This is a genomic window from Amycolatopsis sp. NPDC005961 (genome assembly GCF_040629235.1).
Classification (GTDB): Bacteria; Actinomycetota; Actinomycetes; order Mycobacteriales; family Pseudonocardiaceae; genus Amycolatopsis; species Amycolatopsis camponoti.
Window position 1 is genome coordinate 20,782 of record NZ_JBEXVF010000077.1, and the last position, 21,289, is coordinate 42,070.

The window sequence follows — 21,289 nt, forward strand, 5'->3', positions numbered from 1 at the left end:
GCGGTCCGTGTGCCTTCGAGAGGACTGCGTCCGCAGCCCACCGTGGAGGACGGCCCGTGAACAACGACCGCACGTCACCCGGCCGGCGGCCCGACCCACGTCGTCGTCGCACCCGGCGGCCGGTGCCCCGCGCCGGGCTGCTGGGTGCCGAGCCGGAGCTGATCACCCACCACGCGCACAACGGGACCGAGCAGGACGTCGATCCGCCGACCGTGCCGATCCTGCGGCCGCGCCCCGGGCAGCCGCCGCGCCGGCCGCGTCCGCTCACCGACGGGGACCTGCGGAAACGACGCTGGCGGCGGGTCCGGCGGATCGCGTACGTCGTCGCCGGGCTGTTCTTCGCCGTCCCCGCGGTCGCCTTCCTGATCACTTACCTGTCCGTCGACGTCCCCTCGCCGGAGACGGTCGCGCAGGCACAGGGCCAGGCCGTGACCTACCTCTACCGCGACGGCACCGAGATGGGCAAGGACGTGCCGGCCGGCGGCAACCGGCAGATCCTGGCGCCGAACCAGATCCCGGACGTCGTGAAGAAGGCCGTGATCGCGACCGAGGACGCGTCGTTCGAAACCAACTCGGGCTTCGACGTCGGCGGCACCCTGCGGGCGGCGTACAACCAGGTCACCGGCGGGTCCGGGGGCGGGTCGACGATTTCCCAGCAGTACATCAAGAACTCCTCCGGCGACGACGACCCGACCCTGGCGCGCAAGTGGGTCGAGCTCGCGAAGTCGTTCAAGATGAACCAGACCTACGAGAAGGCGGACATCATCACCGCCTACCTCAACATCATCTACTTCGGCCGCGGCGCGTACGGCATCCAGGCCGCCGCGCAGGCCTACTTCGGCAAGGACGTCGGGCAGCTCGACTACTCGCAGTCCGCGCTGCTGGCCGGGCTGATCCAGCAACCCGGACGCTCGGAGAACACCGCCGTCGCGACGAGCCGGTGGAACACCGCGCTCGACCGGATGCTGAAGAACGGCTACCTGACGCCGGCCCAGCGCGCCGCGGCGAAGTTCCCGGCGCCGATCCCGCTGCGGGAGAGCCGCGAGGCCGGCGCGCTGAACCCGTTCATCAAGAAGCAGGTCAAGGCCGAGCTGGCCGCCCAGGGCATCGACGAGAAGCAGTACTACTCGGGCGGCTTCCAGGTCTTCACGACCATCGACCCGGTGGCTCAGCAGTCGGCCGAGAAAGCCGTGGCCGAGGGCATGGCCGACCAGACCGACGACCGGATCCTCAACGCCCTCGTGGCCGTCGAGCCGAAGAGCGGCGGCGTGCTCGCCTACTACGGCGGCGACGCGATCGTGAAGGGCCCGAACGGCGAGGACCAGGCCGGCCGCGACTGGGCCGACGAGCCGCACAACCCGGGCTCGTCGATGAAGCCGTTCGACCTCGCGGCGTTCCTCAAGCTCGGCCGGGGCCTCGACGCGCGGTTCGACGGCACCTCGCCGCGGACGTTCCCGGGCGTCGACCTGCCGATCCGCAACGCCGGCGACAGCAGCAGCTGCTCAGAGCAGTGCACGGTCGCCGAGGCGATGCAGCGGTCCACGAACACGGTGTTCTACGACATGGTCCTGAACGTCACGAAGCCGTCCGGGGTGGCGGAAGCCGCGCAGGAGGCGGGGATCCGGACGTCCGACAACGGCGGCCGCAGCAAGCTGTTCACCGGTGACAACAACATCTCCATCGGTGGCGGCGGCACCCAGGTGACCGCGGCGGACATGGCGTCGGGCTACGCGACGTTCGCCGCGAACGGCGTCCAGCGCGACCGGCACTTCGTGCAGAAGGTGACCAACGCGAACGGCGAAACCGCGTACGAGGCCAAGGATCGCTCGGCCGACGCGTTCGCCGACAACGACCCCCAGAAGAGCGCACAGATCGCGGGGAACGTGACGGCGGCGCTGGCCCCGGTGATCCAGTTCTCGAAGCTGAGCTGCCCGGCCGGCCACGAGTGCGCCGGGAAAACCGGTACGCAGCAACACACCCCGCAGAACGACGAACCCGCGTCGGCGGCGAACGCGAACTCCCAGACGTGGATGGTGGGCTACACGCCCTCGGTGTCCGCGGCGGTCTGGGTGGGCAGCGACGGCGACAAGGCGTTGCACGGCCCGAACGGCGCACCGATCTTCGGCTCGACGCTGGCCGGCCCGATCTGGGACCGGTTCATGCAGCTGTACCTGTCGGGACGGCCGGGCGAGCGCTTCGACCGCGTGGCGGCGATCAGCTCGCCACAGGACCGGGTCCAGGTGCAGGTCCAGCAGCCGCAGCAACCGGACCAGGACCAGCAGGACCGGCGCGACCAGCGGCAGCCCGGGAACGGGAACCGGCAGCAGGCCGATCAGCTCGACCAGTTCCGCCAGTTCCAGCAGCGGTTGCAGGAGCTGCAGGACCAGCAGCGGGGCCGAAGGAGGCCGTGACGTCGGCGCTGGGGGACACCGGCGTCACGGCCAGACTGGGGGTCAGAGCTTGATGACCGTTCCTTCGACACCCGAGCGGTGGGCCGCCTCGATGACGCGCAGGGCCTCGACCGACGACTCCGGGTCGACCGGGAAATCGCCTTCGCCGCGCAGCGCGTCGCGCACCTCGGCGTAGAACTGCTCGTAGCGGCCGGTTTCGGTGGGCACCGTCTTGACGTCGGTGCCGATGCCGATCTTGCCCGCGTCCGACGCCGGCTCCACGCCCCAGCCGCCGTCGCCCGGGCGCATGCCCGACTTGATCTGGGGTTCCTGCACGTCGAGGCCGTACTTGGTGAACGTCGCCTGGTCGCCGAGCACGCGGAAGCGCGGGTTCAGCGTGCCCGCGAGCGCTGACGCCCACAGGTGCGAGCGGACGCCGTTGGCGTGCTTCAACGCGACGAACACGTCGTCGTCGACCTGGACGCCGGCGCGGCGGCGGTCGGTCTCCGCGTAGACCTGCGTGACCGGGCCGAACAGCTGCAGCGCCTGGTCGACGATGTGCGCGCCCAGGTCGTAGAGCAGGCCGCCGGCCTCGGCCGGGTCGCCGAACTCGCGCCAGTTGTCCTTGGGCTTGGGCACCCAGCGGTCGTAGCGGGACTCGAAGCGGAAGACCTCGCCGAGCTTCCCGGAATCGAGGACCTTCCGGACGGTGAGGAAGTCGGAGTCGAGGCGGCGGTTCTGGAAGACCGTCAGGCCGACGCCCGCCGCCTTCGCCGCGGCGACGACCTGCTCAGCCTCCAGCGCGGTCGGCGCGAACGGCTTGTCGACGACCACCGGCAGGCCGGCCTCGATCGCCCGCAGCGCGAGCGGCACGTGCGTGCGGTTGGGCGTGCTGACCACGACGAGGTCGAGGTCGCCGGCCCGCTCGAACAGCGCGTCGGCGTCCGGCACGACCTCCGCGCCGGGGTGGTCGGTGCGCGCCTGGACGGCGTTGCCCGACGTCGTGATGACCGCGGGGGTGAGCCCGGGCGTCGCCGCCACCAGCGGTGCGTGGAACACGCGCCCGCCGATGCCGTACCCGAGGATGCCCACGCGCAAGTCACTCATGCCCGCCATTAAACAACACTGTTGCGTAATTGGCCAGACATGGGAAGATCCGGACCATGGCGGACACCGGGGTGAACCTGCGCAACGTGCGCGAACACAACCGCGCCCTGCTGCTCACGCACATCCTGCGCGCCGGCGGCCTCAGCCGCGTCGAGCTCGCCGAACGCACCGGGCTCACCCAGCAGGCCGTCTCCAAGATCGTGCCCGAACTCCTCGACGCCGGCCTGCTGGACGAGCAGCGGCAGCCGTCCACGGGGGTCGGCAAGCCCCGCACGCAGCTGACCATCCGCGCCGGCGCCCGCCACGCGCTCGGCGCGCGCCTCGACCGCGACGAATACCGCGTGCTGCGCACCAACCTCATCGGCGAAGTCGAGGAGACGGCCGGCGGCCCGCTCCCGACGGGCTTCACCCCCGAGCAGGCCGTCGAGGCCATCGGCACGACCGCGCTCGAGCTCGCGGACGGCTTCGACGTGCTCGGCCTCGGCCTCGGCGCGGTCGGCCCGCTGGACCACCTCGCCGGCCTGGTCCGGGACGCGACGAACATGCCGGGCTGGCACGACGTCCCCCTGCGCGACCTGCTCGAGAAGCGCACCGGCCTGCCCGTGACGCTCGACAAGAACACCAACTCCGCCGCGTTCGCCCAGCTCTGGCCGCACGGCGAGCCGACGGCGACCGCGGTGGTGCTCGTCGGCACCGGCATCGGCGTCGGCCTGCTGATCGACGGACGGCTCTACCGCGGCCCGCGGACCAACGCGGGTGAGTTCGGGCACACCACGATCGCCTACGACGGGCCCGTCTGCGCCTGCGGGCGGCGCGGCTGCGTCGAGATCATGGCGAAGCAGGCCGCGGACACGCGGACCGCCGCGGGCTTCCTCGGGATCGGCCTCGCGGATCTCGTGCAGGTGCTCGACCTGGAGCGGATCGTGCTGGCCGGACGCGCTGTGCGGGACGAACCGGGCACGTACCGTGACGCCGTTTCGGAGCGGCTCGAGGAGCTGTTGCCGCTGCCGCACTGGCAGCGGATCGAGATCGTCGAGGACGCCCTCGGCGAGGAGATCATCGCCCGCGGAGCCGCCGCGGAGGTCCTGGCCTCGTACTACGCGAATCCGGCATGATCACCGCCTTCACCTCGGTGGCGGCCGCCGACCGCTAACATCCGCACTCGTGCCAGAGGAGACCACGCGCGAGCCGGACCCCGGCCCCGTGACGCTGAGCCCGGCCGACCGGGTCATCCCGAGCTGGACCGAGCCGCTCGCGGCCGCGGTCACCAGACCCATCGGCGGCCCGCTCGGCGAGCACGCGGCGGTGGGCAGGCACTGGTTCTGGTCGCCGCAGCGCGTCGGCCTGCTGCTGGCCACGCTCGCGCTGATGCTCTGCTGGTTCGGCAAGGGCTCCTGCATCCAGCAGTACCAGGACTCCAGCGGCGCCACCCAGCTCGACTGGCGCGCGGGCCGCCCGTTCGTCGCGATGTGCTACTCCGACATCGTGCCGCTGTACAGCTCCGAGCGGCTCGACCGCCCGAGCACCTTCCCGTACTACACGTCGTGGAAGGAGAGCTCGCAGACGGCGGAGAACGACACCCGGTACATGGAGTACCCGGTGCTCACCGGCCTCTTCCAGTGGGCGAACGCGAAGCTCGCGGCGGGCTGGCTGAACGTCGCCGAGAGCGGCTGGCTGCCCGGCGCGCTGCCGGTCGCGGTCTACTTCGACTTGACGGCATTGTTCCTGGCGATCGCCTGGCTGGTCACCGTCTGGGCGACCGGCCGGACGATGAAACGCCGTCCGTGGGACGTGGTGCTGGTGGCTGCCTCGCCGCTGGTGCTCGTGCACGCGTTCACCAACTTCGACGCGATCGCGACCGCGTTCACCGCGACCGGCCTGCTGGCCTGGGGCCGCAAGCGTCCCCTGCTCGCCGGGCTCCTGCTCGGCCTGGGCGCGACGGCGAAGCTCTACCCGCTGTTCCTGCTCGGCGTGCTGTTCGTGCTGTGCCTGCGCGCGGGGAAGCTGACGCCGTTCTGGAAGACCGCGGCCGCCACCGTCGTGACGTGGCTGGCGGTGAACGCGCCGTTCATCCTCACCGCGACCCGCGGCTGGTGGGAGTTCTTCCGGATGAGCACGCTGCGGCCGATGGACCCGGACTCGCTCTACAACGTCGTCTCCTACGCCACCGGCTGGACCGGGTTCGACGGCGTGCTGCAGAAGAACCAGAACCCGGCGTATCTGAACCTCACCGTGGCCGTGCTGTTCCTGGCCTGCTGCGCGGGCATCGCCTACATCGCGCTCGCGGCGCCGCGACGGCCGCGCGTCGGCCAGCTCGCGTTCCTCGTCGTGGCCGCGTTCCTGCTGACGAACAAGGTGTGGAGCCCGCAGTACTCGCTGTGGCTGGTGCCGCTGGCGGTGCTGGCGATCCCGCGCTGGCGGCTGTTGCTCGGCTGGATGCTGATCGACGCGCTGGTCTGGGTGCCGCGGATGTTCTACTACCTCGGCGTCGACCACAAGGGCCTGCCCGAAGGCTGGTTCCTCGGCACGGTCGTGGTCCGCGACCTCGCCGTCGCCGCGCTGTGCGTGCTGGTGGTGCGCGAGATCTACCACCCGGGCACCGACCTGGTCCGGGCCGGCGGCGACGACGACCCGGCTGGCGGCTTCCTCGACGGCGCCCGGGACGTGATCGTCCCGAACGCCGTCCGGCGCCGCCGGAAAGCCGTGGCTGCCTAGCCCGTAAGACCTAGCCCAGCCGTTCGCGCAGGTAGGCGATGTCGGCCGCCTGGCCGTCGGGCGGGGTCTCGACGATGACTGGCGCGCCGGCCTCGCGGGCGACGGCGACCAGCACCTCGGGGTCGATCGTGCCTTCGCCCTCGACGACGCTGGCGTGCCGGTCGCGGGTCGAGCCGAACTCGTCACGGGAGTTGTTGAGGTGCACCAGGTCGATCCGGCCGGTGATGGCCTTGACTCGCGCGACGGCGGTCGCCAGGTCCCAGCCGGCGGCGTAGGCGTGGCAGGTGTCCAGGCAGAACCCGGCGCCGAACTCGCCGACCTTGTCCCACAGCCGGGCGATGACGTCGAGGTCGCGGGTGATCGCGTTCTCGCCGCCGGCGGTGTTCTCGATCAGGATCGGGACCTTGAAGCCGCCCTTCTCCTGCTCGCGCTCGAAGAGCTTGCGCCAGTTGTCGAGGCCGGCCTCGACGTCGTCGTTCGCGCCGACGTGCCCGCCGTGCACGATCAGGCCCTTCGCACCGACCGCCGCCGCGCCGTCGGCGTGCTGCGTGACGTTCTTGCGGGACGGGATCCGGATCCGGTTGTTCAGCGAAGCCACGTTGATGAGGTAGGGCGAGTGGATGAACACCTCGACGGGGTCGGCCGCGATGGCCTCGCCGTGCGGGTGCGGCTTCGGGGCCTTCCAGCCCTGCGGGTCCGAGAGGAAGAACTGGACGACGTCGGCTTTGCGCTCGGCGACCGCGGTCAACGGGTCGTCGTCACGGACATGGGCGCCAATCAGCATGCCGAGCACGCTACTCCGGGTGCTTCTTTCCCCTGTGGGACCGGTTGGTGACGCTCGTGGAGTACCGTGAGCGCGTTCCGTGATCCAGATTGGTCCGACTGCCGGAGGGCATCGATGGGGAAGCAGTTAGCCCGGATCACCGCACTGGGGTTCACCGTCGCCGCGTCGGCCGCATCGGCCGCTTTGGCGATGCCGGGAGTGGCGAGCGCCGATCCCAGCCCGACCCTCGGCGGCGACTGCTCGGCCACGCTGCAGAACGGCCAGGCCCGCGACGCGAAGACCGGCCTCCTGCTGGACGCCGGCGCCCCGCTGAACGCCCCGGACCGGCTGACCGTCGGACTCGACTCCAGCGCCAGGAACACCAACGGCTCGGCACCGCTACTCACCCTCCCGGTGGGCGACACCGTGCGGGCGCTCGGCATCGGTGACGTGCCGGTGGTCGGCGACGCGGCGGCGAAGGCCGTCTGCCCGACCGCGCAGAGCGTCGTGAACACCGTCGGCGGCGTGACTCAGGGCGTGGCGAGCGAACTGCCCCCGCTGCCGCTCCCGCCGGCCCCGGCGCCGCCCGCGCCGCCGGCCCCGCCCGGTCAGACGCCACCGCCGCCGGGGCAGACCCCGCCCGGCGACAGCACCGGCCCGGTGACCACCGGTCCCGGTGGCGCCGGCCTGCCGGGCGACGCGATTTCGGGCATCTTCAGCAACGCCTCGCTGCTGCCCGGCAGCCTGATCCAGGCGCCGGTGATCGCGCAGATCATCCCCGGTCAGCAAGTCCCGACGGTCGACGAGCAGAAGTCCGGCACGGCCGAGGCGCTGCCGGGCGTCACGCCGCCGGCGAAGCTGCCGATGCTGCTCGCGGTGCTGGCGCTGGCGATCGTGGCCGCGGCCCTCGTCCGGGCCTGGATCCGCCGCAATCCGGCCTGATTTCACCGACGGTGACGCCGGCTTCCACTCGAATGCCGGACATTTCTGAACGAGCGGGCGTCACCGCGCTGCCTTAACGTCGTTGTCCTGGGAAGAGGCGACGAGACAAGGGGCGGCGAGCATGCAGGATCGGACACGGAGGGCAACGGCGGTCGGCGCGACGGCGTTCGTCCTCGCTGGTTCGGCTGTGCTCGGCATGCCCGGCACCGCCTCCGCCGACACCAAGACCGTGTCCTGCGGCAGCACCGTGGAGGCGAAGCCGGGCGACACGATCAAGGCCACGACACCGCTGCTCGGTCTCCCGCTCAACCTCGGCGTCGTCACCGAGGGCACCAAGGTGCTGACCGGGACCATCAACGCGATCCTCGGCACGCTCTGCCAGGTCACCGTCAAGGTGGTCGACACGGTCGTGTCGCCGGTGCCGGTGGTCGGCGCGCCCGCGGCGAGCGCGATCAACCAGGGCGTGCAGGGTGTGACCAGCGGCGCCCAGCAGGGCGTGAATGCGCTCAGCGGCGGCGGGCAGCCCGCGCCCCAGCAGCCGGGCACCGGTGGCAACCCGCAGCAGCCGCCCGCTCAGGGCGGCACCGGCGGCGCACCGCAGGGCGGTACCCCGCAGGGCACCACGCCGATCCCGGACGCGAACAGCCCGCTGCTGCCCGGCTTCTCGAGCAGCCCGGTGTTCGGCGGCTTCCCCTTCAGCATCGGCACGGGCTACGCGCCGATGCGGGACTACAGCGGCATCCCGTTCGCGACGGCCGGGCTCTTCACGCCGTCGCCCGCCATCCGGTACGGCAGCCAGATCCCGGGTTACGCGCCGCAGTACGGCCTCACCGGGCCCGACCAGAACGCGGCGGCCGGCAACTCCGGCATCCAGACGGCGGGCCGGGCCGAAGCGCTGCCGTCCGGGTCCGACGGCTTCACGGACGGGTCGAACCTGCCGCTGCTGATCGCGGTGCTGGCACTCTCCGGAGTCAGCGCGGGTCTCGTGCGGACGTGGGTGCTCCGCCGAATGGCCGCTGCGAATTGACCCGACTGCCGAGTATCTTTCACGTATCTTCTTCGTTGACCCTGGTGTTCAGGACAACGACGCCTCGATGACCCCACGGAGGACAGTGCTCGTGCGGAAGTTCTTGACCGTGACCGCCCTGGCCGCCTTCGTCACCAGTAGCGCGTTCCTTTCCGCGGGCAGTGCCTCGGCGAGCCAGCAGATCGTGAGCGCCAGCTGCACCGGCACGGTCACCGGCCAGATGGGCGACCAGGTGGCGATCGATGGGGCTTCGGTCAAGACCCTCGTCACCAACGGCGCGAACAACGCAGGCACCCTCGCGGTCGGCAGCTGGGCCGGCGACTCCATCGCCAAGAACCACGCGATCCCGGTGGGACAGGTGCCGAACGCCGCGGGCGGCGAGGTGACCGGCGCCGCGATCGGCAAAGCGGTCCGCACCGCGCTCTCCAACTCCGGCACCTGGGGTCTCGGGCTCGACTGGAACAAGACCTTGAACAGCGTCGAGAGCACGGTCGCGAAGGGCTGCAACCTCACGCTGCTCGCCGGGAACTACGTCGCCCCGAGCACGCCGGGTCAGCCGGGCGCGGGCGGCACCGGTACCCCGCAGGGCGGCACCCCCGGCGGATCCTCCGGCAACCTCTCGAACCTGAACCCGGGCACCGCCGGCGGCACGGGCGGCAGCGCGCCGATGCGTGACTACGGCGGCATCCCCACCGCGACCGCCGGCACGGCCGTCGCCCCGGGGGTGCGCTACCCGGCGAACGGCACGCTCCCCGGCGACGCCTCCGCGCCGCAGGGTGACACGGGTGCCCAGAGCGGCCAGGGTGCCGACATCCGCGACGCGGGCAACGCCCAGTCGGTGGCCTCGCCCGGCTCGGCGAACGACGTCCAGCTGCCGATGCTGCTCGCGGTGATCGTGCTCGCCGGCGTCACGGCCGGGCTCGTCCGCACCTGGGTCCTGCGCCGCGCGAGCTGACCCGGACGGCACCCCGCCGTCCGGCCCCGAAGACACCCCCAGGTAGCCTTACCTGGACAAACCCTCCTGTCACGGACAGTCCGTGGCCGCGAGCCCATAGGAGGTGAGTGGTTGTGTCACGCCATTACGAGGTAATGGTCATCCTGGACCCCACGCTCGACGAGCGCACTGTCGCTCCGACGCTGGACACCTTCCTCAACGTGATCCGCACTTCGGGCGGAAGCGTCGAGAAGGTCGACGTCTGGGGCCGGCGCCGGCTTTCGTACGAGATCAAGAAGCACGCCGAGGGGATCTACGCCCTCCTCGACCTGAACTCGTCTTCGGACGCGGTGAAGGAGCTGGACCGCCAGCTGTCGCTGCAGGAGACCGTGCTCCGCACCAAGGTCATGCGTCGCGAGATCAAGCGCGCCGCGGCCAAGCCCGCCGCCGTCAAGGCCTGAGCCGAAGGGTATTCCCGATGGCTGGAGACACCGTCATCACGGTGATCGGCAACCTGACGTCCGACCCGGAGCTGCGCTTCACCCCGTCCGGTGCGGCGGTCGCGAACTTCACCGTCGCGTCCACGCCCCGCACGCTCGACAAGCAGTCGGGCGAGTGGAAGGACGGCGAGGCGCTGTTCCTGCGCTGCAACATCTGGCGCCAGGCGGCGGAGAACGTCGCCGAGTCCCTGACCCGCGGCGCTCGCGTCGTCGTGCAGGGCCGCCTGAAGCAGCGGTCGTTCGAGACGAAGGAAGGCGAGAAGCGCACCGTCGTCGAGCTCGAGGTCGACGAAATCGGCCCCTCGCTGCGCTACGCCACGGCCAAGGTCAACAAGGTCAGCCGCGGTGGCGGCGGCGGTGACTTCGGCGGCGGCGGTGGCGGTGGAAACCGCGGCGGCGGCGGTGGCGGCGGAATGCCGGCCGACGACCCGTGGGGCTCCGCCCCGGCCGCCAGCAGCGGTGGCGGCGGCGGCTTCTCCGACGAGCCTCCCTTCTGATCTCGTACACATCCACAGATTTGAATTTCCAGGAGTAGACAGTGGCCAAGCCACCCATTCGCAAGCCCAAGAAGAAGGTCTGCGTGTTCTGCAAGGCCGAGAAAAAGGGCCGTCCGGAACTGATCGACTACAAGGACACCAACCTGCTGCGGAAGTACATCTCCGACCGCGGCAAGATCCGTGCCCGTCGCGTCACCGGCAACTGCAGCCAGCACCAGCGTGACATCGCCATCGCGGTCAAGAACTCCCGCGAGATGGCGCTGCTGCCCTACACCTCGACCGCGCGCTAAGGGAGGGCACTGAAATGGCGAAGATCATCCTCACCACGGACGTGGCCAACCTCGGCGGCCCCGGCGACATCGTCGAGGTCAAGGACGGCTACGCGCGCAACTACCTGCTCCCGCGGGGCTACGCGATCGCGGCCTCCAAGGGTGCCGAGAAGAACGTGCGCACCATCCAGCGGGCGCAGGAGAGCCGTCGCATCCGCGACCTCGACCACGCCAAGGAGATCAAGGCGACGCTGGAGGGCCTCGGCGCCATCCAGCTCAACGGCAAGGCGGCCGAGGGCTCGAAGAAGCTCTTCGGTTCGATCACCGCCGGCGAGATCGTCGACGCGATCAAGGCGGCCGGTGGCCCGCTGCTCGACAAGCGCGTCATCGAGCTGCGCGACCACATCAAGACCGTGGGCAAGCACTCGGTCGGCGCCCGGCTTCACCCGGACGTGAAGGTCGAGGTGCGGCTCGAGGTCAAGGCCTCGCAGGCGTAGTCCGGCGCAGTAACGCAGTACGTCGTGGAAGGCGGGTCGCTCCCTGGTCGGGGCGGCCCGCCTTCACGCGTTTCGGGGGAACCCCGGACACGACGGCGCCGTCGTAGGAGAATGGGCGGGGACGCGAAGGGGATGGAACCGGATGGGTAACGAGGTCAACATGTCCGCGCCGGCCGGTGGCGGTGGCGGCTTCACGTTCGACGCCGACAAGATCGACGCCGTCATCAAGAAGTGGCAGGACCTCCAGGCCGACCTCAAGCGCGACTACGACGACGCCAACCTGATGGCGAACGTCAAGGCGCCCGGCAAGGAGTTCGCCAGCGGCGACTGGGAGAAGCTCGCGAACCCGTCCGGCAAGGCGTTCCTCGAGCAGAACTCCAAGATGCAGGAGTACGTCAAGAACTACATCGACGCACTGACCGCCGCGAAGCAGAAGATCACCACCAAGGAGTCGGACACCCAGGCCGACCTCTCGAAGACGGGGAACCAGGCCACGTGAACCGACGACTTCTCGCCGTCCCGGCCCTGGTCTTCGCCGTGCTCGCCGTCGCGGGCTGCTCCGGCAAGACGCGGGGCACCGCCAACCCGGAGCCGACCGCGGCGTCCGGCGGCAGCGAGACGTCCCGGTCCGCGGCCGACTCCGCGCCGCGGGTGCCGGAGCCGCTGAAGACCGCGAACATCACGTCGGACGCCTGCGCCACGATCAATGCCGACGGACGCTCGACGCTGGGCCTCGGCGACGGCTCCCCGCGCAGCACCGCGAACGGCCCGAGCTGCACGTTCCAGGAAGCCGCCGACCCGGGCAACCAGATCGACGTGACCACGGTGACGGCGAACAAGAACGGGCTCCAGGACGTCTACGACACCAAGGCGAACGACGCCTACTTCGAAGAGACGCAGGCCGGCGGGTACCCGGTCGTGTACGCCGCCGCGCTGGACGACCGCAAGAAGGGCAAGTGCGGCCTGTTCGTCGGCGTCACCGACGAGCTGGCGGTCAACGTCCTGGTCCAGTACGACAACGGGGCCGGCGCCTCCGACCCGTGCTCGGTGGCGCAGAAGTTCGGCGAGGCGATGATCCAGACCTTGAAGGTGGGCTGAGATGCTGGAACTGGTGCTGCTCGGCGGGTTCGCCGCGTACAACATGGCGACCACGCACTCCGACGACCACGCTTCGCAGCAGGGCGATCGCAAGATCGACTGCTACGACATCTGGCACCAGATCACCACCGGCCCCGGCACCGGCTCGATCCAGAACGGGCAGTCGGCGGCCAGCCGGTTGAAGGGCGCCTACGCGGACCGGCTCAGCACCATCGACGCACTGGCCAAGGAGATGGACGCCGCCTGGACCGGCGGCGGCTCGGACGCGGCGCAGAACGCGGGCGCGCACCCGCTGCGGGTGTGGATGGAGGACTCGGGCACGAAGCTGACCGACTCCGACAAGTACCTCGGCGAGCAGAACACCGCGTTCACCACGGTGCACGCGCAGGTGCAGGAGGTCCCGAAGGACCCGCCGAAGAACAACCTGCTCAACGCGGTGACGCCGTGGACGACCGACACCGACCGGGCGATCCGCGACTACAACGCCAAGGGCCAGGCCAACGTCGACGCCTTCAACACCTACTACAAGGCGAGCAACGACAACGGCCAGAAGATGCCGACGTACTCCGCGCTCAAGGGGCAGCAGGAGAACGTCAACGTCGACGACGGCAAGAAGAAGCCGGGCAACGGAAAGGGCGAGGGCAACGGGAACGGGGAAGGCGAGCGCGGGGGCGCCCCGGGCGTTGGACCCGGCGGTGTGAACATGCCGGGGCCGGGCGGCGTCCCGTCGTTCAACGCCCAGCCGCCGAACACCCCGGGCGGCAGCTTCGACCCGTCGAAGGTGCCCGGCGGGAGCTTCGACCCGTCCAAGGTGCCGGGCTTCGATCCGTCGAAGGTGCCGAGCGGCAGTTATGACCCGTCGAAGATCCCGGGCGCGGGCAGCTACACCCCGCCGAACTTCAGCGACGGCACCAGCGCGTCCGGCTTCTCGCCGTCCGACCTGCCGGGTGTGCCGAGCTTCGGCCCGGGCAGCACGCCGAGCTTCTCCGGTGGCGGGGGCGGCGGCGGGTTCGGCCCCGGCGGCTCGGGCGGCATCGGCGACCCGACGGCGGGCTTCGGCCCGGGCGGCAGCGCCGGCTTCGGGCCCGGTGGCTCGTCCGGTGCGTCCCTGCCGGGCGGCGCCGGCGGGACGGGCGCGGGCCGGGGCGGCATGGGTGCCGGCGGCGGCGCGATGGGCGCGGGCGGCGCGGGGGCCGGGCGCGCCGGTTCCACCGGCATGGGTGGGATGGGCGGCATGGGCCACGGCGCCAAGGGCCAGGGCGGCGGCGACGAAGAACGCACGTCGAAGTACCTGCTCGGCGACGACCCGAACGAGATCTTCGGGAGCGACGAGCTGACCGCACCGCCGGTCATCGGCGAGTAGCGCACGCGAGACCGCCGGGTGCGTGCCAAGATGGGCGCGCCCGGCTTTCCCGGGACCACCGAGCCGATTTCGATCTTCACTGGGGGAAGAGCGGTGCTGGACAGGCAGGTCACCATCACGACCGGCACCCTGGTCAACCTGATCCGGCGCCGGGGCGGCGAGCCGCACACGGTGCTGGCCGAGACGCCGACCTGGTACAGCGACGAGGCCCAGCGCGCCGAGGACGAGCGGGTCAACGCCGAGCTCACCAAGGCCGGGCTGTTCGGCCCGCGCGGCATGCACCCCGGGTTCGTCGCGACGGTCGAAGCCATCGCCCGGCCGCAGCTGGAGTACTACGGCTGGATCGACGGCGGGTTCCAGGGCAAGCCGGTCAGCTACCGGCTGCTCGCGGGCAGCGCCGGCGGCGAGGCGTTCGTGCTGGCCAAGCACGAGGAACTCGACGTCGTCGTGCTGGAGTCGACCCAGCCGCACGAGCTGCTCGACGGTTTTCTCGGCCAGATCCCGAAGCTGGCACCCGGACGCGGGACACCGCTCGCCGTGCCGAAGAGCCAGATCGAGGGCACCGCTCGCGGCGACGAAGGCGGGTACGCGGTGCTCCGCAGCGACCGCCCGGCCGAGGGCGCGCAGGAGGTCGACGAGCTCCGGCGGATCCTCTCGCTACGCCGAATGGGGAGCGGCAGTCTCTACGTCGCGACCCGCAGTCGCAGCGGGGCCTGGCACCGCATCGAACGCCCGGTGAACTACATCGATACGTCCGAAGGCCGGTGGCTGACCGAAGAGGTGCCGGGACGTGGGGAGAACCGGATCGCCTTCACCCCGGCCGACCAGCGCGTTCTCGCTGAGCGGTTACGCAGCGCACAGGGCCGGCTCACCGCGGCCTGAGCGCCGGCCGTTCAGCCCACCAGGTGACGGCTCTACCCTCCGTGATATTCATCCACAGGTCGCGCCGGTCAATGGTCTCCGGCTGGTCCACGACACGCCGAACAACGGACTTCGCGCGACACGCCGGACGAGTTTCCGGGAAGTTCTCCACATCTTGTTCACAGCAGTTGACCTGGGGATTCGTCGAAGCCGATCACGCTTGTCCCCACCTTGTCCACAGCTCTCGCGGCACCTGTGACTGGTTACCCCCATTCATCCACAGGTTGTCCACAGAAGGGTCCCCATCCGGAATTGCCTTCGGCCCAACGGGGGATCTAGCGTGCCCGCTCGGGCCTGTACTCACGGTGGCGCCCGGCGTGCCTCCGAGAGCCGGACGACGTTCTCACCGATCATCGGGGAGACACGTCCGGAACAGTCAGGCACCGACCTGGCCGCGTGCTTCGAGAGCGAAGATCCGGCATACTCGAACGAGTGTTCGACACGATGAGGAGGTGTCCGGAGCGGTGGCGCTGACCGACGACCGCGGTCCGATGTACGCGGAGTCCGACCCGGGTCCGAGCGACCCCGGCTCCGGCGGCGGTTTCGACCGCCAGCCGCCGCAGGACATCACAGCCGAGCAGTCCGTGCTCGGCGGCATGCTGCTGTCCAAGGACGCGGTCGCCGACGTCATCGAGGCGCTCGGCCCCGACGACTTCTACCGCCCGGCGCACCAGGCGATCTACGACTGCATCCTCGACCTCTACGGCCGCGGCGAGCCGGCCGACCCGATCACCATCTCGGCGGAGCTGGAGCGCCGGGGCGAGCTGGGCCGCATCGGCGGCGCGCCGTACCTGCACACGCTGATCGCGACGGTGCCGACCGCGGCGAACGCCGGCTTCTACGCCGAGATCGTCGCGGAGAAGGCGGTGCTGCGCCGGCTGGTCGAGGCGGGCACGCGGATCGTGCAGTACGGCTACGGCGCGGCCGCGGCGGACGGCGCGAACATCGACGAGGTGGTCGACCGCGCGCAGGCCGCGATCTACGACGTCACCGAGCGCCGGACCAGCGAGGACTACGTCGCGCTGGAAGAGCTGCTGCAGCCGACGATGGACGAGATCGACGCGATCGCCTCGCGCGGCGGCCAGTCCCAGGGCATCCCGACCGGGTTCACCGACTTCGACGAGCTGACCAACGGCCTGCACCCCGGGCAGATGATCATCGTCGCGGCCCGCCCCGGTGTCGGCAAGTCGACCCTGGGCCTCGACTTCGCGCGGTCCGCGTCGATCCGGCACGGCCTGACCAGCGTCATCTTCTCCCTGGAAATGAGCCGGACCGAGATCGTCATGCGCATGCTGTCGGCCGAGGCGAAGATCCGCCTCGCCGACATGCGCGGTGGCAAGATGTCCGACGACGACTGGACGCGGCTGGCCCGCCGGATGAGCGAGGTGTCCGAGGCACCGCTGTTCGTCGACGACTCGCCGAACATGACGATGATGGAGATCCGGGCGAAGGCGCGCCGGCTGAAGCAGCGCAACGACCTGAAGCTCGTCGTCCTCGACTACCTCCAGCTGATGACGTCCGGCAAGCGCGTCGAGTCGCGGCAGCAGGAAGTCTCGGAGTTCTCGCGGCAGATGAAGCTGCTGGCCAAGGAGATCGAGGTCCCGGTGATCGCGATCAGCCAGCTGAACCGTGGTCCCGAGCAGCGGACGGACAAGCGCCCGATGCTGTCCGACCTGCGTGAGTCCGGCTCGCTGGAGCAGGACGCCGACCTCGTCATCCTGGTCAACCGCCCCGACGCGTGGGAGCGCGACGACCCGCGCGCGGGCGAGGCGGACCTGATCATCGCGAAGCACCGTGCCGGCCCGACCGCCACGATCGTCGTGGCCCACCAGCTGCACTACAGCCGCTTCGTGGACCTCTCCCACGATTAACCGAGGGCGCTGTACCCGCGGATGAACGCCGTGAGGAGCCTGCCGAAGTTCTCGCGGTCCTCGTCCGGCCAGTCCGCCATGACCTCGGCAAACACCGTGCGCCGGAAGGCGTGCAGCTCGTCGAGGTGCGCCTGGCCGGCCTCGGTCGGCACGAGCACCGCACGTCGTCCGTCGCGCTGATCGGCTTCGCGGCGCAAGAGTCCCTGCTCGACGGCACGCGCGACGAGCCGGCTCGCGCGCGGCTGGTCCACGCCCATCGCCGTGCTCAAGGCCGTCACCGTGCTGGGCTCGCCGCGTTCGGCGAGCTCTTCGACGACGTCGAGCAGCTCGTGCACCGGGTCGTGCGCGCCCTGGCCGCGGGCCTTGCCGATCCGGCTCAGCGCCCGCCGCTGCTGGCTGCGGCGGATCGCGATCATCGCGCGCTCGACGTCGGCCACCGCGTCCGTCATGGTTGCTCCACCCTCCCAACTGCATGTACTTTTACATGTAGTTGTTCCTCGACATCACCGGAGTTCCCATGAAACCCCTCGGCTGGTGGCTTCGCCACGTCCACGAGCTTCTCGAATCCTCCATGGCCCGGGCCCTCGACGCCGAGTCGCTGAGCCGCCGGCACTGGCAGGTACTCAACACGATCGCCCTCGGCGCCCGCACGCCGGAGGAGGTCGACGCGGCACTGGCGCCGTTCGTCGCCGCCGACGGCCCGATGGCCGCCAAGGTGGCCGACCTCCGGGCTCGCGGCTGGGTCACCGAAGACGGCGGACTCACCGAGGCGGGCCGCGAAGCCCACGCCCGGGTCGAGGAGCGCGTCGAAGCCTTCCGCACCACGGTGACCCGCGGGATCAGCGGCGACGACTACCGCACGACGGTCCGCACCCTGGAGCGTTGCGCGGCGAACCTCGAGAGCGACTGAAGGAATATCCCGGGGAGCACGGGCGTCAGGTATCCTAGTAGTTGAACTTTCAAGCACTGGAGCCGTCGATGACCCGCACCCCGGTCCTCTACCTCAGCCACGGAGCGCCGCCGCTCGCCGACGACACCACGTGGACCCGCCAGCTCGCCGCCTGGTCGGCCGACCTGCCTCGGCCCCGCGCGATCCTTGTCGTGTCGGCGCACTGGGAGGAGGCGCCGCTGACCATCGCGGCCACGACGACCGTGCCGCTCGTGTACGACTTCTGGGGCTTCCCCGACCGCTACTACCAGGTCAAATACGCGGCGCCGGGCGCGCCCGAGCTGGCCGAGAAGGTGCGGAAGCTGCTCCGCTCGACGGACACGCCGGTGCACGACGCGCCGGAGCGCGGCCTCGACCACGGCGCCTACGTGCCGCTCGTCGAGATGTACCCGGACGCCGACATCCCGGTGCTGCAGGTTTCGATGCCTTCGCTCGACCCGCAGGAGCTGTTCGACCTCGGCCGCAAGCTCGCGCCGCTGCGCGACGAAGGCGTGCTGATCATCGGCAGCGGTTTCTTCACCCACAACCTGAGCGGCATGGCCCGCGCCACCGACGGGACACCGCCCGCGTGGTCGGCCGAGTTCGACCACTGGGGCGACGAGGTCGTGCGCGGCGGCGACGTCGACGCGCTGCTCGACTTCCGGCACAAGGCGCCGGCGGCGGCGCTCGCGCACCCGCGGATCGAGCACTTCGCGCCGCTGTTCGTCTCCCTCGGCGCGACCGCGGAGGAGAAGTCCGGCCGCACGGTGATCGACGGGTTCTGGCACGGCCTGGCGAAGCGCTCGCTGCAGTTCTCCTGACCTTCCCGGACACACGAACGAGCCCCAAGAGCCGGATTCGGCTCTTGGGGCTCGTCCTCTCCAGGGAAGGAGAGCTTCATCGGTCGTCAGGCACTCCGTGCGAGGAGACCTCGCGGCGCGTGGAGCGCCTGCCGGGGTTGGCGGGCCGGACGGGCTCTGGCTGAACCCGCCCGGCAGTACCGAACTACTTGCGCTTGACCAGACCCAGCAGCTTCGCGAGGAAGCCGGTCGAGTCGAGGCCCGACATCGCCGGAACCTGCGCGGCCGGGGCCGCGCTGTCCAGCACCGGCAGCTTCGCGTTCACCGGCAGGGCCGGGGCGGCGGGCAGCGCGGCCGGGGCGGCCGGCAGCGCCGGGGTCACCGGGAGGGCGACCGGCAGGGTCGGGACGCCGCCACCCAGGGCGGGCAGCGCCGGCAGCGCGACGGGCAGGCCACCGGTCGGCAGGTCCGCACGCTCGGTGCCACCCAGCGCCGGCAGCGAAGGCAGCAGGCCGCCGCTCAGGGCGGGGATGTGCACCGGCAGGCCACCGGTCGGCAGGTCGGCGCGCTCGCCGCCGCCGGCCAGGGAACCGCCCAGGCCCGAAAGCCCGTTCAGGCCCGGCAGGCCACCCGCGGTCGGCAGGTGGGGCAGCCCGGCCATCGGGCTCACCGGCACGTCGGCACGCTCGGCCGGAACGGCCGTCGGCAGCGCGGGCAGGCCCGCGGTGGGCAGCCCCGCCGTCGGCAGGCCACTGGCCAGCCCGGTCAGCGAGGGCAGCTCGCCGGCACCCAGCTCCGAACCTTCGACCGGGTTCGCGATCGTGTCGGCCGCGTCCGTGGCCTCACCGTTGATGCTGGTCATGTCGGTCGCGTCCGCGGTGGCGACACCGAGCAGCTCGAGGGGGACCCCGAAGATCTGCACCGGCGCCACGATGTCGTGGTAGAAGTTGTACCCCGACAGGCTGGACCCGTCACCCTCGGTGACCGGCTCGCCGCCGTTCTGCGTGGTCAGCGAGTTGTCGCCGACAGCGTGCGCGACGCCGCCCACGGTCACCGCGTCGCCGAACAGCTGCGCGATCGCCGTGGCCGGGATGTCGAGGATGTTGCCGGAGATGGCGCCCTCGACACCCGAGGTGGTGTCGTCGCCCGCGTTCTGCACGGACGTCGTGTTGATCCCGGTGCCGCTGGCGACACCCGCCGCGCTGACGGCGTCACCGAAGACCTGCGCCACCGGCAGCGCGTCGGCGCCGATGATGTTGCCGGCCACGCTGCCGCGGTCACCGTTGGTGGTGGCGTCGCCACCGGCCTGCGACATCGTGTCGCTCGTGCCCAGGCCGTGGCCCAGAGCAGCACCCGCGACACCGTCGCTGAACAGCTGCGCGGCACCCGCGATCGGGGCCTTCACGATGTTGCCGGCCAGCGCACCGTCCTGCCCGTCGGTGAGGGCGTCGCCGCCCGCCGAGGAGTCGGTGATGTTGTCGTTCTCACCGGTGCCGATGCCCGCGAGGGCGGCACCGCTGCCGGCGGCCAGCACCGGGAGCGAGACCGGGGCCTCGATGATGTTGCCGGCGCCGGCGCCCGCGGGGCCGTTCGCCGTGACGTCGCCGCCCGCGTTGGACGTCGTGTCGGTCGAGCCCTTGCCGTGGCCCTGGCCGACGAACGCGCCGCCGATGTTGGCGACCTGCACCGGCAGCGAAGCCGGCACGGTGCCCAGGTTCGAGCTCAGGAAGCCGTTGTCGTCGTGGGTGCTGCCACCGCCGCCGCCGGAGACGACCTTGGTCTCGTCGGCCGAGCCGGAGCCCTGGCCGATGAACGAGCCGCCCACGCCGAAGACCTCGGCGGGCAGGCCGACAGGCACCTGGACGACGTTGCCCGAGCCGGACGAGTCGTTGCCCTGCGTGCCGTCGTACGCCCCGGCGGTGACCGTCTTGTCTTCGGTCGCCGTGCCGGACGCGTTGCCGATGTGGCTGCCGCCGATACCGAAGACCTCGGGCGCGCCCGCGGTCTGGGTGTTGACGATGTTGCCGCCGAGGACGGAGTCGTTGCCCTTGGTGTAGCTGCCGTTGCCCGCGTTGGCGTCGGTGGTGTTGTCGTGCGCGGCGTTGGCCTGGCCGATGTAGGTGCCACCGATGCCGAAGGCCTCGACCGGCAGCGCGACCGACGGGTTCAGGACGTTGCCCGAGCCGCTCGCGTTGTCACCGGCGGTCTTGACGAAGCCGCCCGAGTCGACCGTGCTGGAGGAGCTGCCGGTCTCGGGGATGCCCGCCGAGGCGTTGCCGATCCACGAGCCCGCGACACCCGCGACGTTCGCGATCGGGGACAGCGAGGCCGCCCCGCCGTTGCCGGACAGGAACGAGTCGTTGCCGCTCGTCTCGAGGTAGGTCGGGATGCCGAGGCTGCCCTCGCGCGTGTCCCCGGCCGTGGCGTCGGCGGAGGTGTTGCAGCCGTCGGAGTTCGACAGCGAGCCCCACACGGCGCCCGAGTTGCAGTTGAACTTGACCGGCAGGGCGATCGGCGCGCCGACCACGTTGCCCGATCCCGCGCTGTTGTCGCCGGAGCTGAACAGCGAGCCGCCGGAGGTCGCGACGGTGTCGGCCGAGTAGCCGTGGCTCTGGCCGTTGCCGAGCAGGTACGACGCGGCGTTGCCGGTCACCTGCACCGGGGTGG

At 71.1% G+C, this 21,289-nt stretch carries 21 protein-coding genes; 17 read left to right on the plus strand and 4 right to left on the minus strand.

The window, feature by feature from the left end:
- Positions 1 to 56 precede the first annotated feature (56 nt).
- The gene (locus ABZ342_RS41305) at positions 57 to 2,411 is read left to right on the plus strand and encodes a transglycosylase domain-containing protein (RefSeq protein ID WP_360485323.1); all 2,355 of its coding nucleotides are present in this window, start codon (positions 57 to 59) and stop codon (positions 2,409 to 2,411) included.
- A 42-nt stretch (positions 2,412 to 2,453) separates the two neighbouring features.
- On the opposite strand, the gene ABZ342_RS41310 is transcribed toward ABZ342_RS41305, so the two are convergent.
- A complete protein-coding gene (locus tag ABZ342_RS41310; protein WP_155548235.1) occupies positions 2,454 to 3,497 on the minus strand; it encodes a Gfo/Idh/MocA family oxidoreductase in 1,044 nt (347 codons plus the stop codon).
- Between the two features lie 56 nt (positions 3,498 to 3,553).
- On the opposite strand from ABZ342_RS41310, the gene ABZ342_RS41315 reads away from it, so the two are divergent.
- A complete protein-coding gene (locus tag ABZ342_RS41315; RefSeq protein ID WP_155548236.1) occupies positions 3,554 to 4,612 on the plus strand; it encodes an ROK family transcriptional regulator in 1,059 nt (352 codons plus the stop codon).
- Between the two features lie 49 nt (positions 4,613 to 4,661).
- Positions 4,662 to 6,212 carry a glycosyltransferase 87 family protein gene (locus ABZ342_RS41320; RefSeq protein ID WP_360485327.1) on the plus strand — a complete coding sequence of 517 codons (1,551 nt, stop codon included), beginning with the start codon at positions 4,662 to 4,664 and terminating at the stop codon, positions 6,210 to 6,212.
- Between the two features lie 10 nt (positions 6,213 to 6,222).
- Here ABZ342_RS41320 and ABZ342_RS41325 read toward each other — a convergent pair whose 3' ends face one another.
- On the minus strand, positions 6,223 to 6,996 hold the full coding sequence (locus ABZ342_RS41325; RefSeq protein WP_360485329.1) for a deoxyribonuclease IV: 774 nt from the start codon (positions 6,994 to 6,996) through the stop codon (positions 6,223 to 6,225).
- 114 nt (positions 6,997 to 7,110) lie between these two features.
- Here ABZ342_RS41325 and ABZ342_RS41330 point away from each other — a divergent pair, with 114 nt between their 5' ends.
- From ABZ342_RS41330 to dnaB, 12 genes are all read left to right on the plus strand, one after another.
- A complete protein-coding gene (locus ABZ342_RS41330) occupies positions 7,111 to 7,917 on the plus strand; it encodes a hypothetical protein (RefSeq protein ID WP_360485332.1) in 807 nt (268 codons plus the stop codon).
- A 121-nt stretch (positions 7,918 to 8,038) separates the two neighbouring features.
- Complete coding sequence (locus ABZ342_RS41335) at positions 8,039 to 8,944, plus strand: hypothetical protein (protein WP_360485335.1); 906 nt, start codon at positions 8,039 to 8,041, stop codon at positions 8,942 to 8,944.
- A gap of 67 nt (positions 8,945 to 9,011) precedes the next feature.
- Complete coding sequence (locus ABZ342_RS41340) at positions 9,012 to 9,899, plus strand: hypothetical protein (protein WP_360485338.1); 888 nt, start codon at positions 9,012 to 9,014, stop codon at positions 9,897 to 9,899.
- Between the two features lie 113 nt (positions 9,900 to 10,012).
- The gene (rpsF, locus tag ABZ342_RS41345) at positions 10,013 to 10,339 is read left to right on the plus strand and encodes a 30S ribosomal protein S6 (protein ID WP_196425808.1); all 327 of its coding nucleotides are present in this window, start codon (positions 10,013 to 10,015) and stop codon (positions 10,337 to 10,339) included.
- A 17-nt stretch (positions 10,340 to 10,356) separates the two neighbouring features.
- Positions 10,357 to 10,875: a single-stranded DNA-binding protein gene (locus ABZ342_RS41350; RefSeq protein ID WP_360485343.1), complete on the plus strand. Its 519-nt coding sequence runs from the start codon at positions 10,357 to 10,359 to the stop codon at positions 10,873 to 10,875.
- Positions 10,876 to 10,916: 41 nt separating this feature from the next.
- Positions 10,917 to 11,165 carry a 30S ribosomal protein S18 gene (rpsR, locus tag ABZ342_RS41355; RefSeq protein WP_003098744.1) on the plus strand — a complete coding sequence of 83 codons (249 nt, stop codon included), beginning with the start codon at positions 10,917 to 10,919 and terminating at the stop codon, positions 11,163 to 11,165.
- Positions 11,166 to 11,179: 14 nt separating this feature from the next.
- Positions 11,180 to 11,641, plus strand: a complete 462-nt coding sequence (rplI, locus tag ABZ342_RS41360) for a 50S ribosomal protein L9 (protein ID WP_155548243.1) — start codon at positions 11,180 to 11,182, stop codon at positions 11,639 to 11,641.
- A gap of 142 nt (positions 11,642 to 11,783) precedes the next feature.
- The gene (locus ABZ342_RS41365; RefSeq protein ID WP_155548244.1) at positions 11,784 to 12,140 is read left to right on the plus strand and encodes a hypothetical protein; all 357 of its coding nucleotides are present in this window, start codon (positions 11,784 to 11,786) and stop codon (positions 12,138 to 12,140) included.
- Entirely contained in the window at positions 12,137 to 12,739 is a 603-nt protein-coding gene (locus tag ABZ342_RS41370; protein ID WP_360485347.1) for a DUF3558 domain-containing protein, read from the plus strand. Before ABZ342_RS41365 ends, ABZ342_RS41370 begins: the two co-directional genes overlap by 4 nt.
- A 1-nt stretch (position 12,740) precedes the next feature.
- Entirely contained in the window at positions 12,741 to 14,102 is a 1,362-nt protein-coding gene (locus ABZ342_RS41375) for a hypothetical protein (protein ID WP_360485350.1), read from the plus strand.
- Positions 14,103 to 14,195: 93 nt separating this feature from the next.
- Positions 14,196 to 14,984, plus strand: coding sequence for an ESX secretion-associated protein EspG (locus ABZ342_RS41380; RefSeq protein ID WP_155548247.1), 789 nt, complete (start codon positions 14,196 to 14,198; stop codon positions 14,982 to 14,984).
- A 503-nt stretch (positions 14,985 to 15,487) separates the two neighbouring features.
- The gene (dnaB, locus tag ABZ342_RS41385) at positions 15,488 to 16,894 is read left to right on the plus strand and encodes a replicative DNA helicase (RefSeq protein WP_155549388.1); all 1,407 of its coding nucleotides are present in this window, start codon (positions 15,488 to 15,490) and stop codon (positions 16,892 to 16,894) included.
- Here dnaB and ABZ342_RS41390 read toward each other — a convergent pair.
- The gene (locus ABZ342_RS41390) at positions 16,891 to 17,343 is read right to left on the minus strand and encodes a MarR family transcriptional regulator (protein WP_360485354.1); all 453 of its coding nucleotides are present in this window, start codon (positions 17,341 to 17,343) and stop codon (positions 16,891 to 16,893) included. The genes dnaB and ABZ342_RS41390 overlap by 4 nt on opposite strands.
- Before the next feature lie 68 nt (positions 17,344 to 17,411).
- Here ABZ342_RS41390 and ABZ342_RS41395 point away from each other — a divergent pair, with 68 nt between their 5' ends.
- Complete coding sequence (locus ABZ342_RS41395; protein WP_360485357.1) at positions 17,412 to 17,804, plus strand: MarR family transcriptional regulator; 393 nt, start codon at positions 17,412 to 17,414, stop codon at positions 17,802 to 17,804.
- Between the two features lie 68 nt (positions 17,805 to 17,872).
- The gene (locus ABZ342_RS41400; protein WP_360485360.1) at positions 17,873 to 18,643 is read left to right on the plus strand and encodes a class III extradiol ring-cleavage dioxygenase; all 771 of its coding nucleotides are present in this window, start codon (positions 17,873 to 17,875) and stop codon (positions 18,641 to 18,643) included.
- Between the two features lie 184 nt (positions 18,644 to 18,827).
- On the opposite strand, the gene ABZ342_RS41405 is transcribed toward ABZ342_RS41400, so the two are convergent.
- Positions 18,828 to 21,289, minus strand: a 2,462-nt coding sequence (locus ABZ342_RS41405) for a PE-PGRS family protein (protein ID WP_360485363.1), incomplete at its 5' end; no start/stop codon positions are given.

Bases quoted from the DNA above. Each gene is read 5' to 3' on its own strand.
- ABZ342_RS41310 (WP_155548235.1), bottom strand. From the start codon at position 3,497: ATGAGTGACTTGCGCGTGGGCATCCTCGGGTACGGCATCGGCGGGCGC.
- ABZ342_RS41315 (WP_155548236.1), top strand. From the start codon at position 3,554: ATGGCGGACACCGGGGTGAACCTGCGCAACGTGCGCGAACACAACCGC.
- ABZ342_RS41325 (WP_360485329.1), bottom strand. From the start codon at position 6,996: ATGCTGATTGGCGCCCATGTCCGTGACGACGACCCGTTGACCGCGGTC.
- ABZ342_RS41330 (WP_360485332.1), top strand. From the start codon at position 7,111: ATGGGGAAGCAGTTAGCCCGGATCACCGCACTGGGGTTCACCGTCGCC.
- ABZ342_RS41335 (WP_360485335.1), top strand. From the start codon at position 8,039: ATGCAGGATCGGACACGGAGGGCAACGGCGGTCGGCGCGACGGCGTTC.
- ABZ342_RS41340 (WP_360485338.1), top strand. From the start codon at position 9,012: ATGACCCCACGGAGGACAGTGCTCGTGCGGAAGTTCTTGACCGTGACC.
- ABZ342_RS41350 (WP_360485343.1), top strand. From the start codon at position 10,357: ATGGCTGGAGACACCGTCATCACGGTGATCGGCAACCTGACGTCCGAC.
- rplI (WP_155548243.1), top strand. From the start codon at position 11,180: ATGGCGAAGATCATCCTCACCACGGACGTGGCCAACCTCGGCGGCCCC.
- ABZ342_RS41365 (WP_155548244.1), top strand. From the start codon at position 11,784: ATGGGTAACGAGGTCAACATGTCCGCGCCGGCCGGTGGCGGTGGCGGC.
- ABZ342_RS41375 (WP_360485350.1), top strand. From the start codon at position 12,741: ATGCTGGAACTGGTGCTGCTCGGCGGGTTCGCCGCGTACAACATGGCG.
- ABZ342_RS41390 (WP_360485354.1), bottom strand. From the start codon at position 17,343: ATGACGGACGCGGTGGCCGACGTCGAGCGCGCGATGATCGCGATCCGC.
- ABZ342_RS41395 (WP_360485357.1), top strand. From the start codon at position 17,412: ATGAAACCCCTCGGCTGGTGGCTTCGCCACGTCCACGAGCTTCTCGAA.
- ABZ342_RS41400 (WP_360485360.1), top strand. From the start codon at position 17,873: ATGACCCGCACCCCGGTCCTCTACCTCAGCCACGGAGCGCCGCCGCTC.